19 protein-coding genes and 1 pseudogene are annotated in these 17,790 nt (G+C 68.7%); 9 read left to right on the plus strand and 11 right to left on the minus strand.

Annotation, left to right across the window (positions count from 1 at the left end; translation table 11 throughout):
- Nucleotides 1–9: 9 nt before the first annotated feature.
- On the plus strand, nt 10–1,104 hold the full coding sequence (locus tag LFM09_RS22940) for a CapA family protein (protein ID WP_414098575.1): 1,095 nt from the start codon (nt 10–12) through the stop codon (nt 1,102–1,104).
- On the opposite strand, the gene LFM09_RS22945 is transcribed toward LFM09_RS22940, so the two are convergent.
- From LFM09_RS22945 to tnpA, 5 genes and pseudogenes are all read right to left on the minus strand, one after another.
- The gene (locus LFM09_RS22945; protein ID WP_414098576.1) at nt 1,058–2,020 is read right to left on the minus strand and encodes an o-succinylbenzoate synthase; all 963 of its coding nucleotides are present in this window, start codon (nt 2,018–2,020) and stop codon (nt 1,058–1,060) included. The genes LFM09_RS22940 and LFM09_RS22945 overlap by 47 nt on opposite strands.
- A 9-nt stretch (nt 2,021–2,029) precedes the next feature.
- Complete coding sequence (locus LFM09_RS22950) at nt 2,030–2,476, minus strand: GerMN domain-containing protein (protein ID WP_414098577.1); 447 nt, start codon at nt 2,474–2,476, stop codon at nt 2,030–2,032.
- On the minus strand, nt 2,473–3,846 hold the full coding sequence (locus LFM09_RS22955) for an ATP-binding protein (protein WP_414098578.1): 1,374 nt from the start codon (nt 3,844–3,846) through the stop codon (nt 2,473–2,475). Before LFM09_RS22955 ends, LFM09_RS22950 begins: the two co-directional genes overlap by 4 nt.
- Complete coding sequence (locus LFM09_RS22960) at nt 3,843–4,523, minus strand: response regulator (protein ID WP_414098579.1); 681 nt, start codon at nt 4,521–4,523, stop codon at nt 3,843–3,845. The genes LFM09_RS22955 and LFM09_RS22960 overlap by 4 nt, the downstream gene beginning before the upstream one ends.
- A gap of 226 nt (nt 4,524–4,749) precedes the next feature.
- Nucleotides 4,750–5,160, minus strand: a pseudogene (tnpA, locus tag LFM09_RS22965) (IS200/IS605 family transposase); the annotation flags it as partial.
- A 25-nt stretch (nt 5,161–5,185) separates the two neighbouring features.
- On the opposite strand from tnpA, the gene LFM09_RS22970 reads away from it, so the two are divergent.
- Together LFM09_RS22970 and LFM09_RS22975 are read left to right on the plus strand one after the other, a co-directional pair.
- Nucleotides 5,186–6,421, plus strand: a complete 1,236-nt coding sequence (locus LFM09_RS22970; protein WP_414098580.1) for an RNA-guided endonuclease InsQ/TnpB family protein — start codon at nt 5,186–5,188, stop codon at nt 6,419–6,421.
- Between the two features lie 16 nt (nt 6,422–6,437).
- Nucleotides 6,438–7,934: a trypsin-like serine protease gene (locus LFM09_RS22975; RefSeq protein WP_414098581.1), complete on the plus strand. Its 1,497-nt coding sequence runs from the start codon at nt 6,438–6,440 to the stop codon at nt 7,932–7,934.
- Here LFM09_RS22975 and phnE read toward each other — a convergent pair.
- Genes phnE through LFM09_RS22995 form a run of 4 tightly spaced genes read right to left on the minus strand, consistent with a single transcriptional unit; the run spans nt 7,852 to nt 11,231 of the window.
- Nucleotides 7,852–8,679, minus strand: coding sequence for a phosphonate ABC transporter, permease protein PhnE (gene phnE, locus LFM09_RS22980; RefSeq protein ID WP_414098582.1), 828 nt, complete (start codon nt 8,677–8,679; stop codon nt 7,852–7,854). The genes LFM09_RS22975 and phnE overlap by 83 nt on opposite strands.
- The gene (locus tag LFM09_RS22985; protein WP_414098583.1) at nt 8,676–9,293 is read right to left on the minus strand and encodes a phosphonate ABC transporter ATP-binding protein; all 618 of its coding nucleotides are present in this window, start codon (nt 9,291–9,293) and stop codon (nt 8,676–8,678) included. Before LFM09_RS22985 ends, phnE begins: the two co-directional genes overlap by 4 nt.
- Complete coding sequence (locus LFM09_RS22990; RefSeq protein WP_414098584.1) at nt 9,293–10,177, minus strand: phosphate/phosphite/phosphonate ABC transporter substrate-binding protein; 885 nt, start codon at nt 10,175–10,177, stop codon at nt 9,293–9,295. The genes LFM09_RS22985 and LFM09_RS22990 overlap by 1 nt, the downstream gene beginning before the upstream one ends.
- A 1-nt stretch (nt 10,178) precedes the next feature.
- Nucleotides 10,179–11,231, minus strand: a complete 1,053-nt coding sequence (locus LFM09_RS22995) for an FAD-dependent oxidoreductase (protein WP_414098585.1) — start codon at nt 11,229–11,231, stop codon at nt 10,179–10,181.
- A gap of 96 nt (nt 11,232–11,327) precedes the next feature.
- Between LFM09_RS22995 and LFM09_RS23000 the strand changes: the two genes are divergently transcribed.
- Nucleotides 11,328–12,074 carry a GntR family transcriptional regulator gene (locus tag LFM09_RS23000; protein WP_414098586.1) on the plus strand — a complete coding sequence of 249 codons (747 nt, stop codon included), beginning with the start codon at nt 11,328–11,330 and terminating at the stop codon, nt 12,072–12,074.
- Nucleotides 12,071–12,727: a phosphonatase-like hydrolase gene (locus LFM09_RS23005; protein WP_414098587.1), complete on the plus strand. Its 657-nt coding sequence runs from the start codon at nt 12,071–12,073 to the stop codon at nt 12,725–12,727. The genes LFM09_RS23000 and LFM09_RS23005 overlap by 4 nt, the downstream gene beginning before the upstream one ends.
- On the opposite strand, the gene LFM09_RS23010 is transcribed toward LFM09_RS23005, so the two are convergent.
- Both LFM09_RS23010 and LFM09_RS23015 read right to left on the minus strand, forming a co-directional pair.
- A complete protein-coding gene (locus LFM09_RS23010; protein ID WP_414098588.1) occupies nt 12,701–13,129 on the minus strand; it encodes a hypothetical protein in 429 nt (142 codons plus the stop codon). The genes LFM09_RS23005 and LFM09_RS23010 overlap by 27 nt on opposite strands.
- Nucleotides 13,126–14,766, minus strand: coding sequence for a DNA repair helicase XPB (locus LFM09_RS23015; protein WP_414098589.1), 1,641 nt, complete (start codon nt 14,764–14,766; stop codon nt 13,126–13,128). The genes LFM09_RS23010 and LFM09_RS23015 overlap by 4 nt, the downstream gene beginning before the upstream one ends.
- A 234-nt stretch (nt 14,767–15,000) precedes the next feature.
- Between LFM09_RS23015 and LFM09_RS23020 the strand changes: the two genes are divergently transcribed.
- The 4 genes from LFM09_RS23020 (at nt 15,001) to LFM09_RS23035 (ending at nt 17,741) form a co-directional block, all read left to right on the plus strand.
- Complete coding sequence (locus tag LFM09_RS23020; RefSeq protein WP_414098590.1) at nt 15,001–15,594, plus strand: hypothetical protein; 594 nt, start codon at nt 15,001–15,003, stop codon at nt 15,592–15,594.
- A gap of 50 nt (nt 15,595–15,644) precedes the next feature.
- Nucleotides 15,645–16,127 carry a hypothetical protein gene (locus LFM09_RS23025; RefSeq protein WP_414098591.1) on the plus strand — a complete coding sequence of 161 codons (483 nt, stop codon included), beginning with the start codon at nt 15,645–15,647 and terminating at the stop codon, nt 16,125–16,127.
- 161 nt (nt 16,128–16,288) lie between these two features.
- On the plus strand, nt 16,289–16,843 hold the full coding sequence (locus LFM09_RS23030) for a hypothetical protein (RefSeq protein ID WP_414098592.1): 555 nt from the start codon (nt 16,289–16,291) through the stop codon (nt 16,841–16,843).
- A 97-nt stretch (nt 16,844–16,940) separates the two neighbouring features.
- The gene (locus tag LFM09_RS23035; RefSeq protein ID WP_414098593.1) at nt 16,941–17,741 is read left to right on the plus strand and encodes a hypothetical protein; all 801 of its coding nucleotides are present in this window, start codon (nt 16,941–16,943) and stop codon (nt 17,739–17,741) included.
- Nucleotides 17,742–17,790 lie beyond the last annotated feature (49 nt).

The following is a 17,790-nucleotide window of genomic DNA, read 5'->3' on the forward strand; positions in this document are numbered from 1 at the left end:
CCAGCATTCGTGCTGGTCACCGGGCTTGTGCTGTCCGGGTGCACAGGCTCGCCGGTCGTCATCACCACACCGCCGTCGACGCCCTCCTCGCCCACGTCGTCGGGCCCGCCCCCGCCGCGCTCGTTCGTGCTGACCGCGGGCGGCGACATCCTGATCCACCCCGCGCTGACCGAGCAGGCCGTCGCGGACGGTGGCGCTGCCGGGCGTGACTTCCTGCCGCTCTTCTCGGGCATCAAGGACACCCTGAAGGCTGATTTGTCTCTTTGTCACCTGGAGGTACCGCTCGGGAAGAAGGAGGGGCCGTTCTTCGGCTATCCGTCGTTCCTGGCGCCGCCCGAGGTGGCGAAGGGCCTGGTCGACGTGGGCTACGACTCCTGCTCGACCGCCTCGAACCACACACTGGACCGCGGTGTCTCGGCGATCCAGACGACGCTGGACGCGATGGACGCCGTCGGCCTGAAGCACACCGGCTCGTTCCGCACGCCCGAGGAGTCCGCCGCGCCGCTCATCCTCGACGCGGGCGGCGTGAAGGTGGCCCAGCTGTCGTTCACGTACGGCTTCAACGGCATCCCGCTGCCCCAGCCGTGGCGCGCGAACCAGATCAACGCGACCAAGATCCTCGCCGACGCCCGCAAGGCCCGTGAGGCCGGCGCCGAGGTCGTCGTGCTGTCCGTGCAGTGGGGCAACGAGTACCAGCACGAGGCGACCGCGGACCAGAAAGCCCTGGCCCGCCAGCTGCTGGCCGATCCCGCGCTGGACCTGATCATCGGCACGCACGTCCACGTGGTGCAGCCGTTCGAGAAGATCGGCAAGAAGTGGGTGGCGTACGGGCTCGGGAACGAGGTCGCCCGGCACGCCGAGCCTCGTGGCGTCACCGAGGAGGGGGCGATCGCGCGGTTCAAGTTCGAGCAGGGGCCCGAAGGCTGGTCCGTCGTCGAGGCTTCCTACACGCCGACGTTGGTCGAGCTGGGGCCGCCGATTCGGCTGGTCGATCTGACTCGGGTGCCGGCCACTGATCGGCGGACTCAGGCGATCAACCGGACCGAGGGGATCGTGTTCAGCCTCGGGGCGAACGGGCAGGGTCTGAGCAGGGCCAAGCCCTGAGCTTCGCCTCGACCCTCCGGTACCGCTCGACCCAGGCCTCGTCGCCGCTCTCGAACTCCGCGATGCGGTCCGGCACCGGGGCCTTGCCGACCACGGGCAGGAAGCCGTTCACCGGCGTCAGCGAGTCACTTGTGACGTCGCCGTCCAGCAGTTGGAGCGTGGCGAGCCCGCACGCGTAGTCGAGCTGCGGGAGTGCGGCCGCGAGTGCGATCCCGGCGGCCATGCCGACGGACGTTTCCAGCGCCGACGACACCACACACGGCAGCCCGCACGCCTCGGCCACCTCCAGGGCCTTCCTCACCCCGCCCAGCGGCGCCACCTTGATCACCGCGATGTCCGCGGCCCCGGACACGGCGACCTTGAGCGGGTCGTCGGCCTTGCGGATCGACTCGTCCGCGGCGATCGGCACGTTGACCCGTTTCCGGACGTCCGCGAGCTCTTCCAGCGTGTGGCACGGCTGTTCCACGTACTGGAGCCCGCCGGCGGCCTTGTCCATGGCCTTGATCGCGGCAACGGCCGTGTCGACGTCCCACATCATGTTCGCGTCGACCCGCACGAACCCTTGCGGCCCCAACGCGTCCCTCACGGCTTCGAGTCGTGCGCAGTCCGCGGCCGAAGTCGACTCCGCGACCTTCACCTTGGCCGTCGAACAACCCGACTTCGCGACGATCTCGTGAGCCTTCTCGGGCGAGACCACCGGGACCGTGCAGTTGACCGGGATACGTGAACGCACGGGCGCCGGCCAGCCGTCATGAGCGGCTTCGAGAGCGCAGGCGAGCCACGACATGGATTCGTCGTCGTCGTACTCCTCGAACGGGCAGAACTCACCCCATCCGGCAGGCCCTTCGAGCAGCAGTCCGGTGCGCTGGGTGATGCCGCGGAACCGCGCGCGCATCGGGATGGAGTAGACGTGCACGTCCGCGATTCAAGCGCACTTGAGGAACTCGAGCGAATGGCCGCCACCCCGCAGGTTGACGGTGCCGACGTTCTGGATGCCGAGCAACGTGCACACGATCTGCTGGACCGCGGCCTTGCTGAGCAGCGAGACGTCGGTGGAGATCGAGACGTCGAGCCCGTTGGCCACGCGGTCGACGGTCGACGGTGCCGCGTCGAACGGGACCTCGGTGGTGAGGCCGCGGGTCTGCTCGGCGTTGGTCGGGCCCTGGGCGAGCAGCGCGACGACGTCGAAGCCGCTCAGGCTGCCCTGCGGCCGGGTGACCGCGACGACCTTGCCCTCGGACACCCAGTAGAGCGCGGGCGAGGTGTTCTCGACGGGACCGCTGGGCGCTTCGAGGCCGGTGATGGGGTCGGTCGGCCTGATCCCGCACCCGGACAAGCAGAGCAGCACCAACACGAAGAGCCAACGCCTCACTGCTCACCCCCGAGCGGCAGCCGCAGCGTGAACAACGCCCCACCACCTGGCCGGTTCGCCGCCACCAGCGTGCCCCCGTGCAACCGGGCGTTCTCCCAGGCGATGGCCAGCCCGAGCCCGGACCCCTCCGACCGCCCGCGCGACGAGTCCGCCTTGTAGAACCGCGCGAACACGTGCGGCAGCACCTCGTCCGACAGCCCGGCACCGGAGTCCGCGACCAGGATCACCAGCGACGACCCCTCGACGTAGAGCGTCACGGTCACCGGCGGCGCACCGTGCCGCAAGGCGTTCCCGACCAGGTTCGCCACGATCACGTCCAACCGCCGTGGATCCAGCCGCGCCCGCACTCCGTCGGGCAAGCTGGCCGTCACCTCGAACCCGCGCATCTTCAGCGTCCGCGACACCACCTCGGCCACGTCGACGTCGTCCAACGCCAGCGCCGCCGTCCCGGAGTCGAACCGGGTGACCTCGATCAGGTCGTTGACCAGCCGCGTCAGGTTCTGCGTCTCCCGGTTCACCAGCCGAGCGGCTTGACCGGCCACTCCCGGCAGCGAGGCCGTCTCGGCGTCCAGCACGTCCGTCACCGCGGTCATCGCGGCCAACGGGGTGCGCAGCTCGTGCGACACGTCGCCCACGAACCGGCGCGCGTCCGCCTCCATCCGCCGCAGCTCACCGACGTGGTGCTCCAGCGAGGAGGCCGTGCTGTTGAACGTGGAGGCGACCGAAGCCAGCTCGTCCCGCCCCCGCACCGGCACCCGCGCGGCCAGATCGCCCTGACCGAGCCGCCACGCCGCCATCTGCAGCTCGCGAACGGGCCCGAGCACCCCGCGTGCCGCCAGAAATCCCAGCCCCAAAGCCAGCAACAGCCCCGCGCCGCCGATCAGCCAGGCGTTGCGCGCGAGCTCGCCGACCACCTCGATCTCCGAGGTGAACGGCCGCAGCACGTACACCTCGATGCCGGACGACCCACCGCCGGAAACCCGCATCTGCATGCCCACGACGAGCCACACCCCGCCCATGTACGGCACCCGTTGCCAGCCCACGTACCCGGCCGACACCAGCGACCGCAGCTCGCCGGTGATCACCGCGGGGTCCATCGTGCCCGCGTGCAGCCCCTGAGCCTGCGCGAGCGCCATCCCCTCGCGCCCGGACACCCGGCCGGCGATGCGTTCCAGCGAAGCGGCGTCCGGCGGCCGGGCGGGCAACGGGTAGAGCTGCTCGACGCGGTTCGTCGTCTCGATCACGGCGTTGTCCTGGGCGCGCTGCACGATCGCGTCGCGGGCCTTGACGTACCCGGCGCCGGCCACCGCCACCGCCGTCACGATGCTCAGGAAGGCGAACGCGAGCAGCAGCCGCAGGCGCAGCGTCACAGCGGCCCGAAGCGGTAGCCGAAGCCCCGCACGGTCTGGACGTACAGCGGCGTCGCCGGGTCGTCCTCGATCTTCGAACGCAGCCGCTGCACGCACGCGTCGACCAGCCGCGAGTCGCCGAGGTAGCCCTGGTCCCACACGGACTCCAGCAACTGCTGCCGCGACATCACCCGGCCCGGCGACGAGGACAGCTCCAGCAGCAACCGCAGTTCGGTCGGCGCCAGCGACACCGGCCGTCCGAGCCGCGTCACCACGAGCCCCTCGCGGTCGATCGTCAGGTCGCCGTAGCGTTCGGCCACGACCTCGGGCGTCGAGACGGAGGACCGCCGCAGCACCGCGCGGATGCGGGCCTCCAGCACTCGGGCCTGCGCGGGTTTGGCCACGTAGTCGTCGGCACCGGCCTCCAGACCGGCCACGACGTCGATGTCGTCGTTGCGCGCGGTGAGCATGATGATCGGCAGGTCACCCGACGCGCGGATGCGGCGGCACACCTCGAACCCGTCCACGCCCGGCAGCATCAGGTCCAGCACGACGACGTCCGGCGCGACGCTCATGAGCAGTTCGAGGCCCTCCTCGCCCGTGCGCACCGCGTCCACGGTGTGTCCCTGGTAGGTCAGGGCGAGCGACAGTCCCTCGCGGACCGCCTCGTCGTCCTCGATCAGCAGTACGCGCGGCATGCCCTCCAGCCTTCCCGACGGGTCTCATGAGGACGTTCTTGCCACGTCATCGTTGCGTAACGACCGGCCGTGCGCAGTTGTTGCAGAGCCATCACTCGGCGCGGACACAGGTTCGAAAGCCTCTGCGGCATGCGGAAAGTGCTACCGAATTGCGGCTAGCGCCGGGCTTCAGTCCGGTGGTGAAGGCCCGCGCGGGAGGCCGGTCACGGCCGAGCGTGGCCTGAACCGGCCGGTCCTGCTGCTCGATGTACTGGCGCAGCACGCTGATCGGGGCACCGCCGACCGAACCGGCGAAGTACGACCCCGACCAGAGGCGTTGCGCCCGCCAGTAGTGGCGCACGAGGCCGGGGAACTCCTGCCGCATCCTGCGGGACGAGACCCCCTTGAGGCTGTTGACCAGTTTCGAGATCGCGACCTTGGGCGGGAAGTTCACCAGAAGGTGCACGTGGCCGGCCTCGCCATTGAACTCGACCAGCTCGGTTTCGAAGTTGTCTCACACCGCCCGCGTGATCTCTTCCAGCCGCGTCAGGTGCCGATCGCTGAACACCTCGTGCCGGTAATTCGTCACGAAGACCAAGTGGGCGTGCAGGGCGAAAACACAGTGTCTGCCAGTACGAATGCCCGCGAGATCTGTCATGAGACCGACTGCATAGGGTGGCGTTGTGCAGCTTCGGTACAACTTCCGCGTCTATCCGATGCCTGGCCAGCGTGAGGCGCTGGCGCGGGCGTTCGGCTGCGCACGGGTGGTGTTCAACGACGCGCTGCACGCCCGCCGGGCAGCCCACGTGAACGGCGACCCGTACCTGTCGGATGGCGAGCTGTCCAAGCAGGTCATCACCCGAGCCAAGCACACCCCTGAACGGGCATGGCTGGGCGAGGTGTCCGCGGTGGTGTTGCAGCAGGCACTCGCGGACCTGAACACCGCCTACCGCAACTTCTTCTCCTCCATCACCGGCGCACGCAAGGGCCGCAAGGTCGCCCCGCCCCGGTTTCGGTCCCGCAAGGACAACCGGCAGGCCATCCGGTTCACCCGCAACGCCCGGTTCACGGTGCTCGGCAACGGCCGGTTGCGGCTGCCGAAGATCGGTGACCTCGACGTGCGCTGGTCCCGTGACCTACCGTCTGAACCGTCCTCGGTGACCATCGTGAAGGACGCGGCTGGCCGGTACTTCGCCTCGTTCGTCGTCGCGTCGGAGCAGGACGAGACGCTGCCGTCCTCGGAGTCCGAGGTCGGTGTCGATCTGGGTTTGACGCATTTCGCTGTCCTGTCGGACGGCACGAAGGTCACGGCACCGAAGTTCCTGCGGCAGGCCGCTCGCAGGCTTACACGGCTGCAACAGGCCCTGTCCCGCAAGGCCAAGGGCTCGAACCGGCGCAGGAAAGCCGTGGTGAAGGTCGCCCGTGCACACGCGAAGGTGGCCGATAGCCGGCGGGACTGGCAGCACAAGCTGTCCACGGCGATCATCCGCGACAACCAAGCGGTGTACGTCGAGGACCTGTGCGTCGCTGGTCTCGGCCGGACCCGGCTCGCGAAGTCCGTGCACGACGCCGGATGGGCCACCTTCACCGGCATGCTGGAGTACAAGGCGGCCCGATACGGGCGGACCTTCGGGCGGATCGACCGGTGGCTGCCGACCTCGCAAACCTGCTCGGCATGTGGCCGGGCTGACGGTCGGAAGCCGTTGAACATCCGATCGTGGACCTGCCTCTGCGGCGTCGCCCATGATCGGGACATCAACGCCGCCATCAACATCCTCGCCGCAGGACGTGCGGAGAGGCTAAACGACCGTGGAGCGCAGGTAAGACCAGCATCCGTGCTGGCGCCGCGCTGTGAAACGGGAATCCACCCAGACGCCGTGCTGTCCACGCGCGGCGTGGAGGGAATCCCCGCCCTTTAGGGCGAGGAGAACGTCAATGACGACGAGCTTCGCGGCCCTCGCCGCGATCAGCTCCGTCACCCCTGCCTCGGCCATTCGCGGCGGCGTCGAGGCGCCGGCGCCCTACCCGTTCTCCGGTTCGCTGCAGCGGCCCGACTCGCCGCGCCAGGACGGCCACACCTGCGGCGTCACGCTGGTCGCCCCGAGCTGGGCGGTGACCGCGGGCCACTGCACCAAGAACAACCCCAGCGGCGCCCAGGTCGGCCGGCCGAAGAACTGGACGGTCCGGCTCGGCACCACCGATGCGGGCAGCGGCGGCGAGGTGGTCGCCGTCGAACGGTTCATCACCTACTCGCCCCATCCCGTCCACGAAGGCGACATCGGGCTGCTGAAGCTGAAGAAACCGGCCAGGACCAAGCCCGTCGCGCTGCCGGACGCCCGCCCGGCGGAAGGCACGAAGACCCGGATCCTCGGCTGGGGCATGACGTGCGGCCAGCGCCTGCCCGAGTGCTACCCGCAGAAGCTGCGCGAGGCGGACACCGTGATCCAGCCGGCGCAGGACTGTGAGGGCATGTACGCGGACCGCGAGCTCTGCATCGGCGCGCTGGACGGCAGCGTCGCCGCGACGAACATGGACTCCGGCGGCCCCGGACTCGTTCGCGACGGCGACCGCTGGGTGATGGCCGGCATCGTGAGCGGGGCGCAGGGCGACACGCAACCGGTCATGTACACCGACGTGCACCACTTCAAGGGCTGGATCAACGACGTCGTCACCGGCAAGCTCAACCCGCCGGACGACCCGGTGCCGAACCTCGAAGGCTCCGCGTCGCTCGCAGGACGCTGCTCCGCGTCCGTGGTCAGGGCCGACCGCACGAGGCTCAGCGACCCCGCGCTGCTCCTCACCAACGGCCACTGCGTCCCGGAACGCCCAGCGCCCGGCCAGACGCTGAAGGAGGTCGCGATCGAGGTCCCGGTGACCATCGGCGACCGCCAGGGCTACCTCCAGGCCAAGGCCAAGACGACCCACGTCGTCTACGCGACCATGAGCGGCACCGACACCGCGCTCTACCGCCTGGACCAGACCTACGCGCAGCTCTACGCGAAGGGCGTGAAGATCTTCAAGCTCGCCGACCGGTCCGCCAGGCCGGGCGAGAAGGTCGACATCATCTCGTCGGGCAACGGCAACCGCTTCAAGTGCACGATCGAAGCCGTTGTGCCGCATCTCCGCGAGGAGGGCTACACGCAGGACAACGCCTATCGGTACGACCCCGAGTGCAAGCCTTCGCACGGCGGGTCGGGTTCGCCGCTGGTGCTGCGCGACGGTGTCACGGTCGTCGGTGTGCACAGCACGGGCAACGACAGCGGCGAGCAGTGCACGGCGAACAACCCCTGCGAGGTCGCAGCGGACGGCACGGTGACGGTGCACCAGGGCCGCCGCTACGGCCAGCAGATCACGCACCTAGTCGCTTGCGCACGAACGCCGAAGCCTGGTCGACCACAACAACAAGAAGCAGCACGACCAGGATGTGCGTGACCATCTCGTCGAACCGGAACAGCTTGATCGACTGGTTGATCAGGAAGCCGATCCCGCCCGCGCCGACCAGGCCGAGCACGAGCGACGACCGCACGTTGACGTCCAGCCGGTAGAGCAGAAGTCCGGCGAGAGAAGGCATGACGGTGGGGAGCACCGCGTGCAGCGCGATCTGCGGACCGGACGCACCGGTCACCCGCAGGGCGTCGCGCGGCCCGCGGTCGCTCTCGTCCATGGCCTCGGCCCAGAGCTTGCCCATGACGCCGGTGTTGTGGAACACCAACGCCAGCACGCCCGCGAACGGCCCTAGCCCGACGGCCGTCACGAAGATCAGCGCGAACACCACGTCCGGAACCGAGCGCAGGAACGACAGCACCGCGCGTGCCGCCTGCTGCGCCCACGCCGCGGAAGTGGTTGCCCTGGAAGCGCACAGGGCGAGGACGAGCGCGAACGGGATCGAGAACGTGGTGCCGAGCAGTCCGATGTAGAGGGTGATCACCGCTGCTTCGAGGGACTTGCCGAGCACCGAGAGGTCCGGTGGCAACGACTCGGCGAGGAAGTCCGCCATGCCCTCCCAGCCCGCGATCAGCGCGGCAGGGGAGAACTCGGTGGCCTGCCACGCGAGAACGTGCACGACGAGGACGACCGCCGTCGTGGCCCAGATGGCCGCGGACGGCCAACGGCGCCGCGGAACGGTGAGTGCCGCGCCGCCACCGTGTGCATCTACGAGACCCGGTGCGCGGCTCATGCTGCTACCACCGTTCGCATCTCGACGACCCGATTTGCGTATTTGCGGGCGAGATCCGGTTGGTGCAGAACCGCGACCACCGCCATCCCCTCGGCCGCGAGGTCCACCAGCAACTCCATGACCTGCACGGCGGCCTGCGGGTCGAGCGCCGACACGGGCTCGTCCGCGAGGATCACGTTGGCGCGCTGGCACAACGCCCGCGCGATCGCCACACGTTGTTGCTGCCCACCGGAAAGCCGCGCGCACCTGTCCAGCGCGCGGTCCGCGAGCCCGACCCGTTCAAGGCACTGCATCGCTTCTTCCCGCACGTCGTCGGGAAAGATCAACGAGCGGTGCAGCGGCAGCCGGCCCAGCGCGCCGGAACACACGTTGTCCAGCGCGTTGCGGCGGCCGACCAGGTGGATCTTCTGGAACACCATCGCGGCGCTCCCACTGACGTCGATCTCGCCGCCGTCGGGCGTCTCCAGCCCGACGACGCAGCGCAGGGCCGTGGACTTGCCCGAGCCGTTCGGCCCGAGCAGCGCCACGAACTCCCCGGCCTCGACCCGCAGGTCGAGGCCGTCCAGCACGGTGCGGCCGCCGAACGACTTGAGCAGGCCGCGGATGGCGAGCATCAGACGTCCTCTTCCTTGAGCCCCAGCGTGTTCGCGAGGTCGAAGAGCACCTTGTACGTGTCGTTAGTGACCTCGACGAGCGGTCCGGGCGGGGTGACGTCGAGGAACGCGCCGACCTTCTCGACGTCCTGCGGCCCGAGCTCGAGGAGCGCCTTGCGCACCTTGTCCTTGAACGACGCGTCGAGGTCGCCGCGCACGGTGATCGGGTCGTTCGGGATCGGCTCGGACTTCCAGATCTGCCGGAACTTCGACTCGTCGAACGTGCCGGCGGACTTCGCGCTGGCGAGCTGCTGGCTGTTGATCTCGGCGGCGTCGACCTTGCCGTTGATCAGCGCGAGCATCGCCTCGGGGTGACCACCGGCGTAGTCGAGCTTCACGTCCGCGACGTTGTGCTTCTTCAGGCCGTAGCGGGGAAGTGCGTCACCGGAGGCGCTGCCGACGCTGCTCAGTGCCAGCGACTTCCCGGCCAGGTCCTCGATCTTCTGCGCCGGGGAGTCCTTCGCGACCCAGATGCCGGCGGTGTAGCTGGTGAGCTTGCCGGAACCGTCGGCGAACGAGGCGAGAGGCTCGGCCTTGGCCTTCTGCGAGGCGAACACGTAACCGAGCGGCCCGAACTGCGCGATGTCCAGCTTGCCGTTGCGCATGGCCAGCACCTCGGCCGCGTAGTCGTCCACGATCTGCAGCTCGACCTCGCAGCCGAGCTTCGTGGTGAGCGCCTTGGCGAGCACCTCGTAGGCGGGCTTGAGCTTGTCGGGCGCCTCGTACGGCTCGACGCCGAAGCGCACCCTGCCGTTGTCGGGACAGTCACCACTGCTCGCGGAGTTCGTTGTGCCGCAAGCTGTCAGGGCCAGTGTCGCGGCGAGGACGACGCTGATGGCTCTCATCTCACATCTCCTGGAGGAGGTCGTCGAGCACGGCCGGGGCGAGGCCGAGCGCGGTGGTCATGCCGATGCCGGAGGTGACCGAGACGGCCCTGGTGAGGGGAGCGGGCGTCGCGGTCAGGAAGGGTTCGGGGGCCGACGCGTAGATGCCGCGCCAGCGTTCGAGGACTTGGAGCGCCGGAACGCCGAGCAGCCGGGCCGTCTCGGTGAGCACCAGGTCGTCCAGGTGCTCGGGGAGGTACGGGTCGACCGTGCGGCTGTAGTGGTGGGTGTCGCCGATCGTGAGCGAGCCGTCGGGGAGCTGGGTGAACATCAGGTTCAGCCCGGCCTCGACCAGCTCGGGGTGGTCGTGCGTGAGACGTTCGCGGACCTTCTCGGTGCTGGGGCACCGTGCGAACGCGTCGTAGCGCAGCATCGAGAACCCGGTCAGCACCGCCGGGTCGATCACGCCGCCGTGTGCGACGCGCAGCATCCGCAGCTGGCAGCGCTGGATCTGGTGCTGCTCGGCGAGGTCGGGGAAGAACCTGTCGACGTCGTGGCCGACCGCGACGACCGCCGTGCGGCAGTGGATCTCGTCGCGTGACGTGCGGACCAGGCCCGGCTCGACCGTGAGGACGTTGGTCGACCAGTGGAACGTGACACCGCGCTCAGCCAGCAGTTTCGCGATGGCGTGCACGGCTTCGCGCGGGTTGACGCGGATGTCCAACGGCAGGAACGCGCCTTCGTCGGTGAGCTCGATGTCGCGGACGTGCGCGAACTCTTCGAGAACGGCGCGCTCGTCGTCGTGCCGAGCCATGACGACCGTGCCCGACTCACGCAGCCAGAAGCCGGCCTCTTTGGCGAGCTTGAGCCACTCCTCGCGTGCGGTCGTCGCGTACTCGAACGCCACCCCGTCCTGAGCGGTGAAGCAGCCGTGCCCGAAGTTGCGCACGGAGGCTCCGGCCGCGTGCTCGTCGCGCTCGACCACGGCGACGGAGAGACCCCGTTGCACCGCGTGCCAGGCGTGCGCGAGACCGACGATTCCCGCGCCGACGACCACCAGGTCCACACTTGTCATGACAAGAACGATGAGTGCCGCTTTGGGTTGAATCAATGGGTGTTCTGATGTGTTCACTTGGTGTTCAGACTTGTTATGACATGTATGGTTGGTGGCATGGAGATGCCCCTGCACGAGCGCATCGCGGCCGACCTGCGGCGCCGTATCGCGTCGGGTGAGCTGGCCGTCGGTGATCCCGTGCCGTCCGAATCGCAGCTGTGCGCACAGTGGAACGCCTCGCGCGCGCCGGTCCGGCAGGCGCTCACGACGTTGCGCGCGGAGGGCATGATCGGCGGCGGCCGGGGCAAGCCCGCGGTGGTCCGCCGGCACACGCTGTCGCAGCCGTTCGAGACGTTCCTGTCGTTCTCCAGCTGGGCCGCGGGCCTCGGACACGTGCCGGGGCAACGAACTCTGGAGATCGCGCGCCGTCCAGCGTCGGTCGAGGTCGCGGACGCGCTGGCGCTCGACGAGGGCACGCCGGTCGTGCAGTTGTTGCGGCAGCGGCTGATCGACGGCCGGCCGACGATGCTGGAGCGCACGACGTTCGTGGAACCGGTGGGGCGCCTGCTGTTCGACTTCGACTGCGACAGCGGTTCGCTGTACGCCTATCTGGGAGAGCAGGGCGTCGACATGACCGTTGCCCGGCACCAGATCGACGCCGTCGCGGCAGATGAGACGGACCACGAACTGCTGGAAGTCGCTTTGGGGGCACCGCTTCTGCGTGAGCGGCGGCGTGCGTCCGGTGTGGACGGTCGTCCCGTCGAGTACTCCGACGACCGCTACCGTCCGGACATGGTCAGCTTTTCGATCGAGAACTCCCAGCAGGCGCACCCGGCGCTGCTGCGGGACTGGAGGGCGTCGTGAAGGTCGACCTGGTGGTGCTGGACATCGCCGGCACCACGGTGCAGGAACACGGGTTGGTCTACCAGGCGTTGGCGGACACCGTGATCGCGGCGGGTGGCTCGGCTTCCGATGTGGGCCGCTGGATGGGTGCCGACAAGTACGAGGCGATCTCGTCGATGCTCGGTCGCTCCGATGTGGACGATGAGTTCGCCGACTTCCACGAGCGGCTGGCGAAGTACTACGCCGAGACCCCGCCGACGCCGCTGCCGGGTGTGCCGGAAACGTTGGCGTGGTTGCGTTCTAACGGAGTGAAGGTCGCGTTGACCACCGGCTTCGACCGTCCGGTCCTGGTCGGCCTGCTGAATGTCCTGGGCTGGAGCTCCGGGGTGCTGGACGCGGTCGTGTGCGTTGACGACGTGCCCGCCGGCCGCCCGGCGCCGTACATGATCTTCAAGGCGATGGAGCTGACCGGTGCACGCGACGTGCGGCGCGTGCTGACCGCGGGTGACACCGTGCGCGACCTGGAGGCCGGGATGAACGCCGGTGCCGGGTTCGTGGTCGGGGTGCTGAGCGGCAGCCAGACCGCGCAGGAGCTGGGCGTCGTCCGCCACACCCACCTGCTGACGGGTGTGGCCGAGATTCCCGCGCTAGTCCAGGGCGGCGGTGTGGCGTAGCTGCTCCGGCGTCGGGTCCGCGACCAGGACCTGCAACGCGGCCGCGAACCGGTCGAAGCGCCGGTCGAACTCGGCCAGTTCGCGCGAGGGCTCCGCGACCAGCGCCGCCCGCCCGGGCTTGGGGATCGCGGTCGCCAGCGCGTCCCGGAGCGGCTGGGCCCGGCGCAGGGCCACGAGCAGCGTCCACAGCCGTTGCTCGACCAGCGCCACCTGCACGGGGTCACCGGTCACTTTCAGGAAGTCCTCGCGCACGGCGGTGGCGCGGCGGCGTTGCTCGGGGCAGTGGAAGTCGGCGGACCGGACGACCTGCGTGTCCGGCGCCGACCGGGCCAGCGACTCCTCCGACCGGAACCGTTTCGACGGAACGGTCCCGGCCGGGTTCCACATCCACCAGGACGTCATCCGACCAGGTCGTCCGCGTCAACGATCTTGTAGGCGTACCCCTGCTCGGCCAGGAACCGTTGCCGGTGGGCCGCGTAGTCGGCGTCCAGCGTGTCGCGCGAGACGACCGAGTAGAAGTGCGCCTGCCGCCCGTCACCCTTGGGCCGCAGGATCCGGCCGAGCCGCTGGGCCTCCTCCTGACGTGACCCGAACGTGCCCGACACCTGGATGGCGACCGAGGCCTCCGGCAGGTCGATGGAGAAGTTCGCGACCTTCGACACGACGAGCGTGCGCAGCTCGCCCTTGCGGAACCTGTCGAACAGTTCCTCGCGCTCTTTGTTCTTCGTCGATCCCTTGATCACCGGCGCGTCCAGCTCCTCCCCGAGCTCGTCGAGCTGGTCCAGATAAGCACCGATCACGAGAGCCGGCTCGTCGGGATGCCGGTCGAGCACCCTTTTGACGACCGCGATCTTGGTCCGCGCGGTCGAGCAGAGCTTGTACCGCTCCTCAGGCTCGGCCGTCGCGTACTGCAGCCGTTCGTTGTCCGTCATCGTCACCCGGACCTCGGTGCACTCGGCGGGCGCGATCCAGCCCTGCGCCTCGATGTCACGCCACGGCACGTCGTACCGCTTCGGCCCGATCAACGAGAAGACGTCGCCTTCCTGCCCGTCCTCCCTGACCAGCGTCGCCGTGAGCCCCAGGCGTCGTCGGCTTTGGAGGTCCGCGGTCATCCGGAACACCGGTGCCGGCAGCAGGTGGACCTCGTCGTAAACGATCAGGCCCCAGTCCCGCGAGTCGAACAGCTCCAGGTGCTTGTACTCGCCCTTCGACTTGCGGGTGATCACCTGGTAGGTCGCGATGGTGACCGGGCGGATCTCCTTGCGCTCACCCGAGTACTCACCGATCTCCTCCTCGGTGAGCGACGTGCGCGCGATCAGCTCCCGCTTCCACTGCCTGCCCGCCACCGTGTTCGTGACCAGGATCAACGTGGTCGCCTGCGCCTCAGCCATCGCCGCCGCGCCGACGAGCGTCTTACCCGCGCCACACGGCAGCACGACAACGCCGGACCCACCCGCCCAGAACGCCTGCGCCGCGAGCCGCTGGTAGTCGCGCAGCTTCCAGTCCTTCTCGTCGAGCTCGATCGGATGCGCCTCGCCGTCGACGTACCCGGCGTGGTCCTCGGCCGGCCACCCGACCTTGAGCAACAGCTGCTTGAGCCGCCCCCGCTCACTGGGATGCACGACCACCGTGTCGTCGTCGATCCGCGCCCCGAACATCGGCGCGATCTTCTTGTTCCGCAGCACCTCTTCGAGCACAGCGCGGTCGTTCGAGTGCAACACCAGCCCGTGCGCCGGGTTGTTCGTCAGCACGAGCCGCCCGAACCGCCCCATGGTGTCGACCACGTCCACGAGCAACGGCTGCGGCACCGGGTAGCGGCTGAACCGCACCAGCGCGTCCACCACCTGCTCGGCGTCGTGGCCTGCCGCACGTGCGTTCCACAAGGCCAACGGCGTCACGCGGTAGGTGTGCACGTGCTCAGGCGCCCGCTCCAACTCGGCGAACGGCGCGATGGACGTACGCGCGTCGTCGGCGAGCGGGTGGTCGACCTCGAGCAGCAGCGTTTTGTCCGACTGGACGATCAGGGGGCCATCGGTCACGCGTACAAGTCTCCCTGACGACGCCAAATGCGTTCGACGTGCGTCGACCGGCGGCCGAGCCCCTGCCGCCGACCGTTTGGAAACAGCCCGAGACCGGTACCCGAGCCCTGCCGCCCCGACTCCGCCACCCAGGGCCCGGCTGACGACGCGAAACGCGTTCGACCTGCGTCAACTGGCGATAACAAGTGTGAGGCGACACACGCAGCCAACACGCGGTGTCGTACGTTCTCGCCCATGAGCACCGAGTCGACTGATCCCGTCGAGCCCCCCGCTTCGGTGGCACCGGCTTCCGTGGACACCGATGGAACCGAGACCGACGAGTCGCCCAAGAAGAACAACTGGCTGAAGTTCGTCATCGTCGGCGTGCTGGCGGTCGTGCTGGTCGGCGGCGGCGTGTGGGCGCTCACGGCGCTCAACAGCACCAAGGTCGGCGACTGCGTCAGCGCCTCGCCGCAGGACGTCGACAAGCCGGACGGCGAGTGGAACGTCTCCTCGCAGGGCTGCGGCGACCAGGCCGCCACGCACCGGGTCGCCAAGGTGCTGGCCAACACTGATGACGCCTGCCCCGACGAGGGCATCTACGAGCCCGTGAAGTCCGGTGGCGACTCGTTCTGCCTGATGCCGAACCTCGCCGAGGGCAAGTGCTACACCTCCGGTGACGACGGCGCCTTCAAGACCGAGCCGTGCACCACCGAGTCGCCCGTGAAGATCGTGAAGAAGGTCGACGGCCTGCCCGAGGAGGGCACGGTGTGTCCCGAGGGCTCCAGCGAGCTGCGGTTCAGCGAGCCGGCCTCGGTCTACTGCATGGGTGTGCACGAAGGGTCCTGATCGGGTGAACCCGCACAAGTTCACCACCTGACGCGACCGATACCCAGGCCATGAAGAAGGTCGGCCTGGGTATCGCTGTTGTCTTCGCGCTCGTCCTGCTCGGCGGTTTCGTGCTGAACCAGCTGGGCGATGTGGCGAAGGCGGCGCAGGTCGGCGACTGCGCGCGCATCACGGGCGCGCTCGACAACCCGAAGTACCAGGCGCTCGACTGCGCCTCGGAGATGGCGAACGTCAAGATCGCCAAGATCCTCCCGTGGAACGAGCAGAAGTGCCCGTCAGGTGGCATGGACTACTCGACGTACACGGGCGACTCCACGTTCTGCCTCATGCCGAACTTCGTCGAGGGTTCCTGCTACGGCCAGGACCCCGAGTCCGGCATCGCCAAGGTCGACTGCACCACCAAGGACGCGGTGAAGGTCGCCAAGGTGCTCAGCGGCAAGGCCGACCGCGCAGCCTGCGGTGACGGGCGCGCGGCGGTCTTCCCGGAACCCGCCGTCACCTTCTGCCTCCAGCGCGGGGACACGCAGCAGTAGACCTGCACTTATCTTGAGGTCAGGCGGACTTACCTCGAGGTGTGCACAAGCACCCGTAACGTTTCCGTAAAGCGGCAGCGGATTCCACTTCCGCGTGGCAACCTCTCCTCCGGCCGTTGTCGGGGGGCATGGGCCACATGGGGTAATCGGAAGCAGGAATCATGAGCACTGAACCAGTCGCGCCCGCACCTGCGCAGGAGCAGGCACCCGTCGAGCCGAAGAAGAAGTCGAGCATCGGCAAGAAGATCCTGACCTACGTCGTCGGTCTGGTCGTCGCCGGCGCGGCGATCTACGCGTTCAACTACTTCACCAGCGACGTCGCGCAGGCGAAGGTGGGGGACTGCGCGAGCGTCACGGGTACCTCGACCAGCCCTGAGTACAAGCCGGTCGACTGTGCCGCCGCCGAGGCGAACTACGTCGTCGGCAAGGCCGGTGGCACCAACGAGGCGTGTGGCGAGAACTACGACGAGTACACGCAGTCGCAGCGTCGTGGTCCCAAGACCAAGCTGTGCCTCGCGCCGCTGTACGCCGAGGGCAAGTGCTTCGACGAGGCCGTGGGCGGCGTCGGTGCCAAGGCCGTCGAGTGCTCCGGCAGCGCAGCGTTCAAGGTGACCAAGGTCGTCAAGGACACCGCCGCGCCGCAGTGCGCCGCAGAAGAGCAGGCGGCTTCGTTCCCCGAGGCCAAGCTGCACTACTGCCTCGGCGCACCCGCGTAACGGTTCGCGCCGTAGTTCGACCTCAAGAGGAAACCGGAGTCGTGGCACACGGCTCCGGTTTCGCGTTCTTCGCGTGTCCCATCGGAGAGGAATCAAGGTGACACCCCCCAACTACCCCCAGCAGCCAGGGCCTTACGGCCCGCCTCCCGGTGGGCAGCCCCAGCAGCCCTACGGTCAGCAGCCCTACGGCCAGCAGCCCTACGGCACGCCTCCGCAGGGCATGCCCCAGCAGCCGGGCTACCCCGGTGACCCCTACGCCCAGCCGCAGGGCCAGCCCGGCCAGCCCTTCGGCCCGCCTCCGCCGCCTCCCGGCCAGATGCCGCCGGGCATGCCGATGCCGTACGGGCAGCAGCCGCCGAAGAAGGGCGGTGCCGGCAAGGTGATCGGCTCGATCCTCGCGTTCGTGCTGGTCGCGGGCGGTTTCTTCGTCGTTCGCACGGTGCTCAACAGCACCGGTGAGCCCTCGGCCAAGCCGGGCGACTGCGCGAGCGTCACGGGCACCACGATCAGCCCGAACTACAAGAAGGTCGACTGCGGCGCTCCCGAGGCGAACTACATCATCGCCAAGGCCATGAAGAGCACGTCGGAGGCCTGCCCGAGCGACGACTACGCCGAGTACGAGCAGTCCGGCGGACGTCGCGAGACGCTCAAGCTCTGCCTCGTGGAGAAGCTCGAAGAGGGCAAGTGCTACGAGGAAGAACTCGTGAAGATCAGCATGGGCGGAATGAAGGCCGTTGACTGCTCGAAGGGCAACAACGAGTTCGCCGTCCAGAAGGTCGTGAAGATCGAGAAAGTCGTCAAGGCCGCCACTGCCGATTGCGGTGAAGCGACCGCTGTTTCGTACAACGAACCCGCGCCGGGCATCACGTACTGCGTAACGGCGCTCGCCGGACAGTGACCGAAACTGAGAAAGGCGGGCCACAAAAGCCCGCCTTTCTCATGTCATT

The sequence above is a fragment of the Lentzea alba genome, assembly GCF_047445655.1.
GTDB lineage: Bacteria > Actinomycetota > Actinomycetes > Mycobacteriales > Pseudonocardiaceae > Lentzea > Lentzea alba_A.

Bases quoted from the DNA above. Each gene is read 5' to 3' on its own strand.
- LFM09_RS22960 (WP_414098579.1), bottom strand. From the start codon at position 4,523: ATGCCGCGCGTACTGCTGATCGAGGACGACGAGGCGGTCCGCGAGGGA.
- LFM09_RS22975 (WP_414098581.1), top strand. From the start codon at position 6,438: ATGACGACGAGCTTCGCGGCCCTCGCCGCGATCAGCTCCGTCACCCCT.
- phnE (WP_414098582.1), bottom strand. From the start codon at position 8,679: ATGAGCCGCGCACCGGGTCTCGTAGATGCACACGGTGGCGGCGCGGCA.
- LFM09_RS22985 (WP_414098583.1), bottom strand. From the start codon at position 9,293: ATGCTCGCCATCCGCGGCCTGCTCAAGTCGTTCGGCGGCCGCACCGTG.
- LFM09_RS22990 (WP_414098584.1), bottom strand. From the start codon at position 10,177: ATGAGAGCCATCAGCGTCGTCCTCGCCGCGACACTGGCCCTGACAGCT.
- LFM09_RS22995 (WP_414098585.1), bottom strand. From the start codon at position 11,231: ATGACAAGTGTGGACCTGGTGGTCGTCGGCGCGGGAATCGTCGGTCTC.
- LFM09_RS23000 (WP_414098586.1), top strand. From the start codon at position 11,328: ATGGAGATGCCCCTGCACGAGCGCATCGCGGCCGACCTGCGGCGCCGT.
- LFM09_RS23010 (WP_414098588.1), bottom strand. From the start codon at position 13,129: ATGACGTCCTGGTGGATGTGGAACCCGGCCGGGACCGTTCCGTCGAAA.
- LFM09_RS23020 (WP_414098590.1), top strand. From the start codon at position 15,001: ATGAGCACCGAGTCGACTGATCCCGTCGAGCCCCCCGCTTCGGTGGCA.
- LFM09_RS23025 (WP_414098591.1), top strand. From the start codon at position 15,645: ATGAAGAAGGTCGGCCTGGGTATCGCTGTTGTCTTCGCGCTCGTCCTG.
- LFM09_RS23030 (WP_414098592.1), top strand. From the start codon at position 16,289: ATGAGCACTGAACCAGTCGCGCCCGCACCTGCGCAGGAGCAGGCACCC.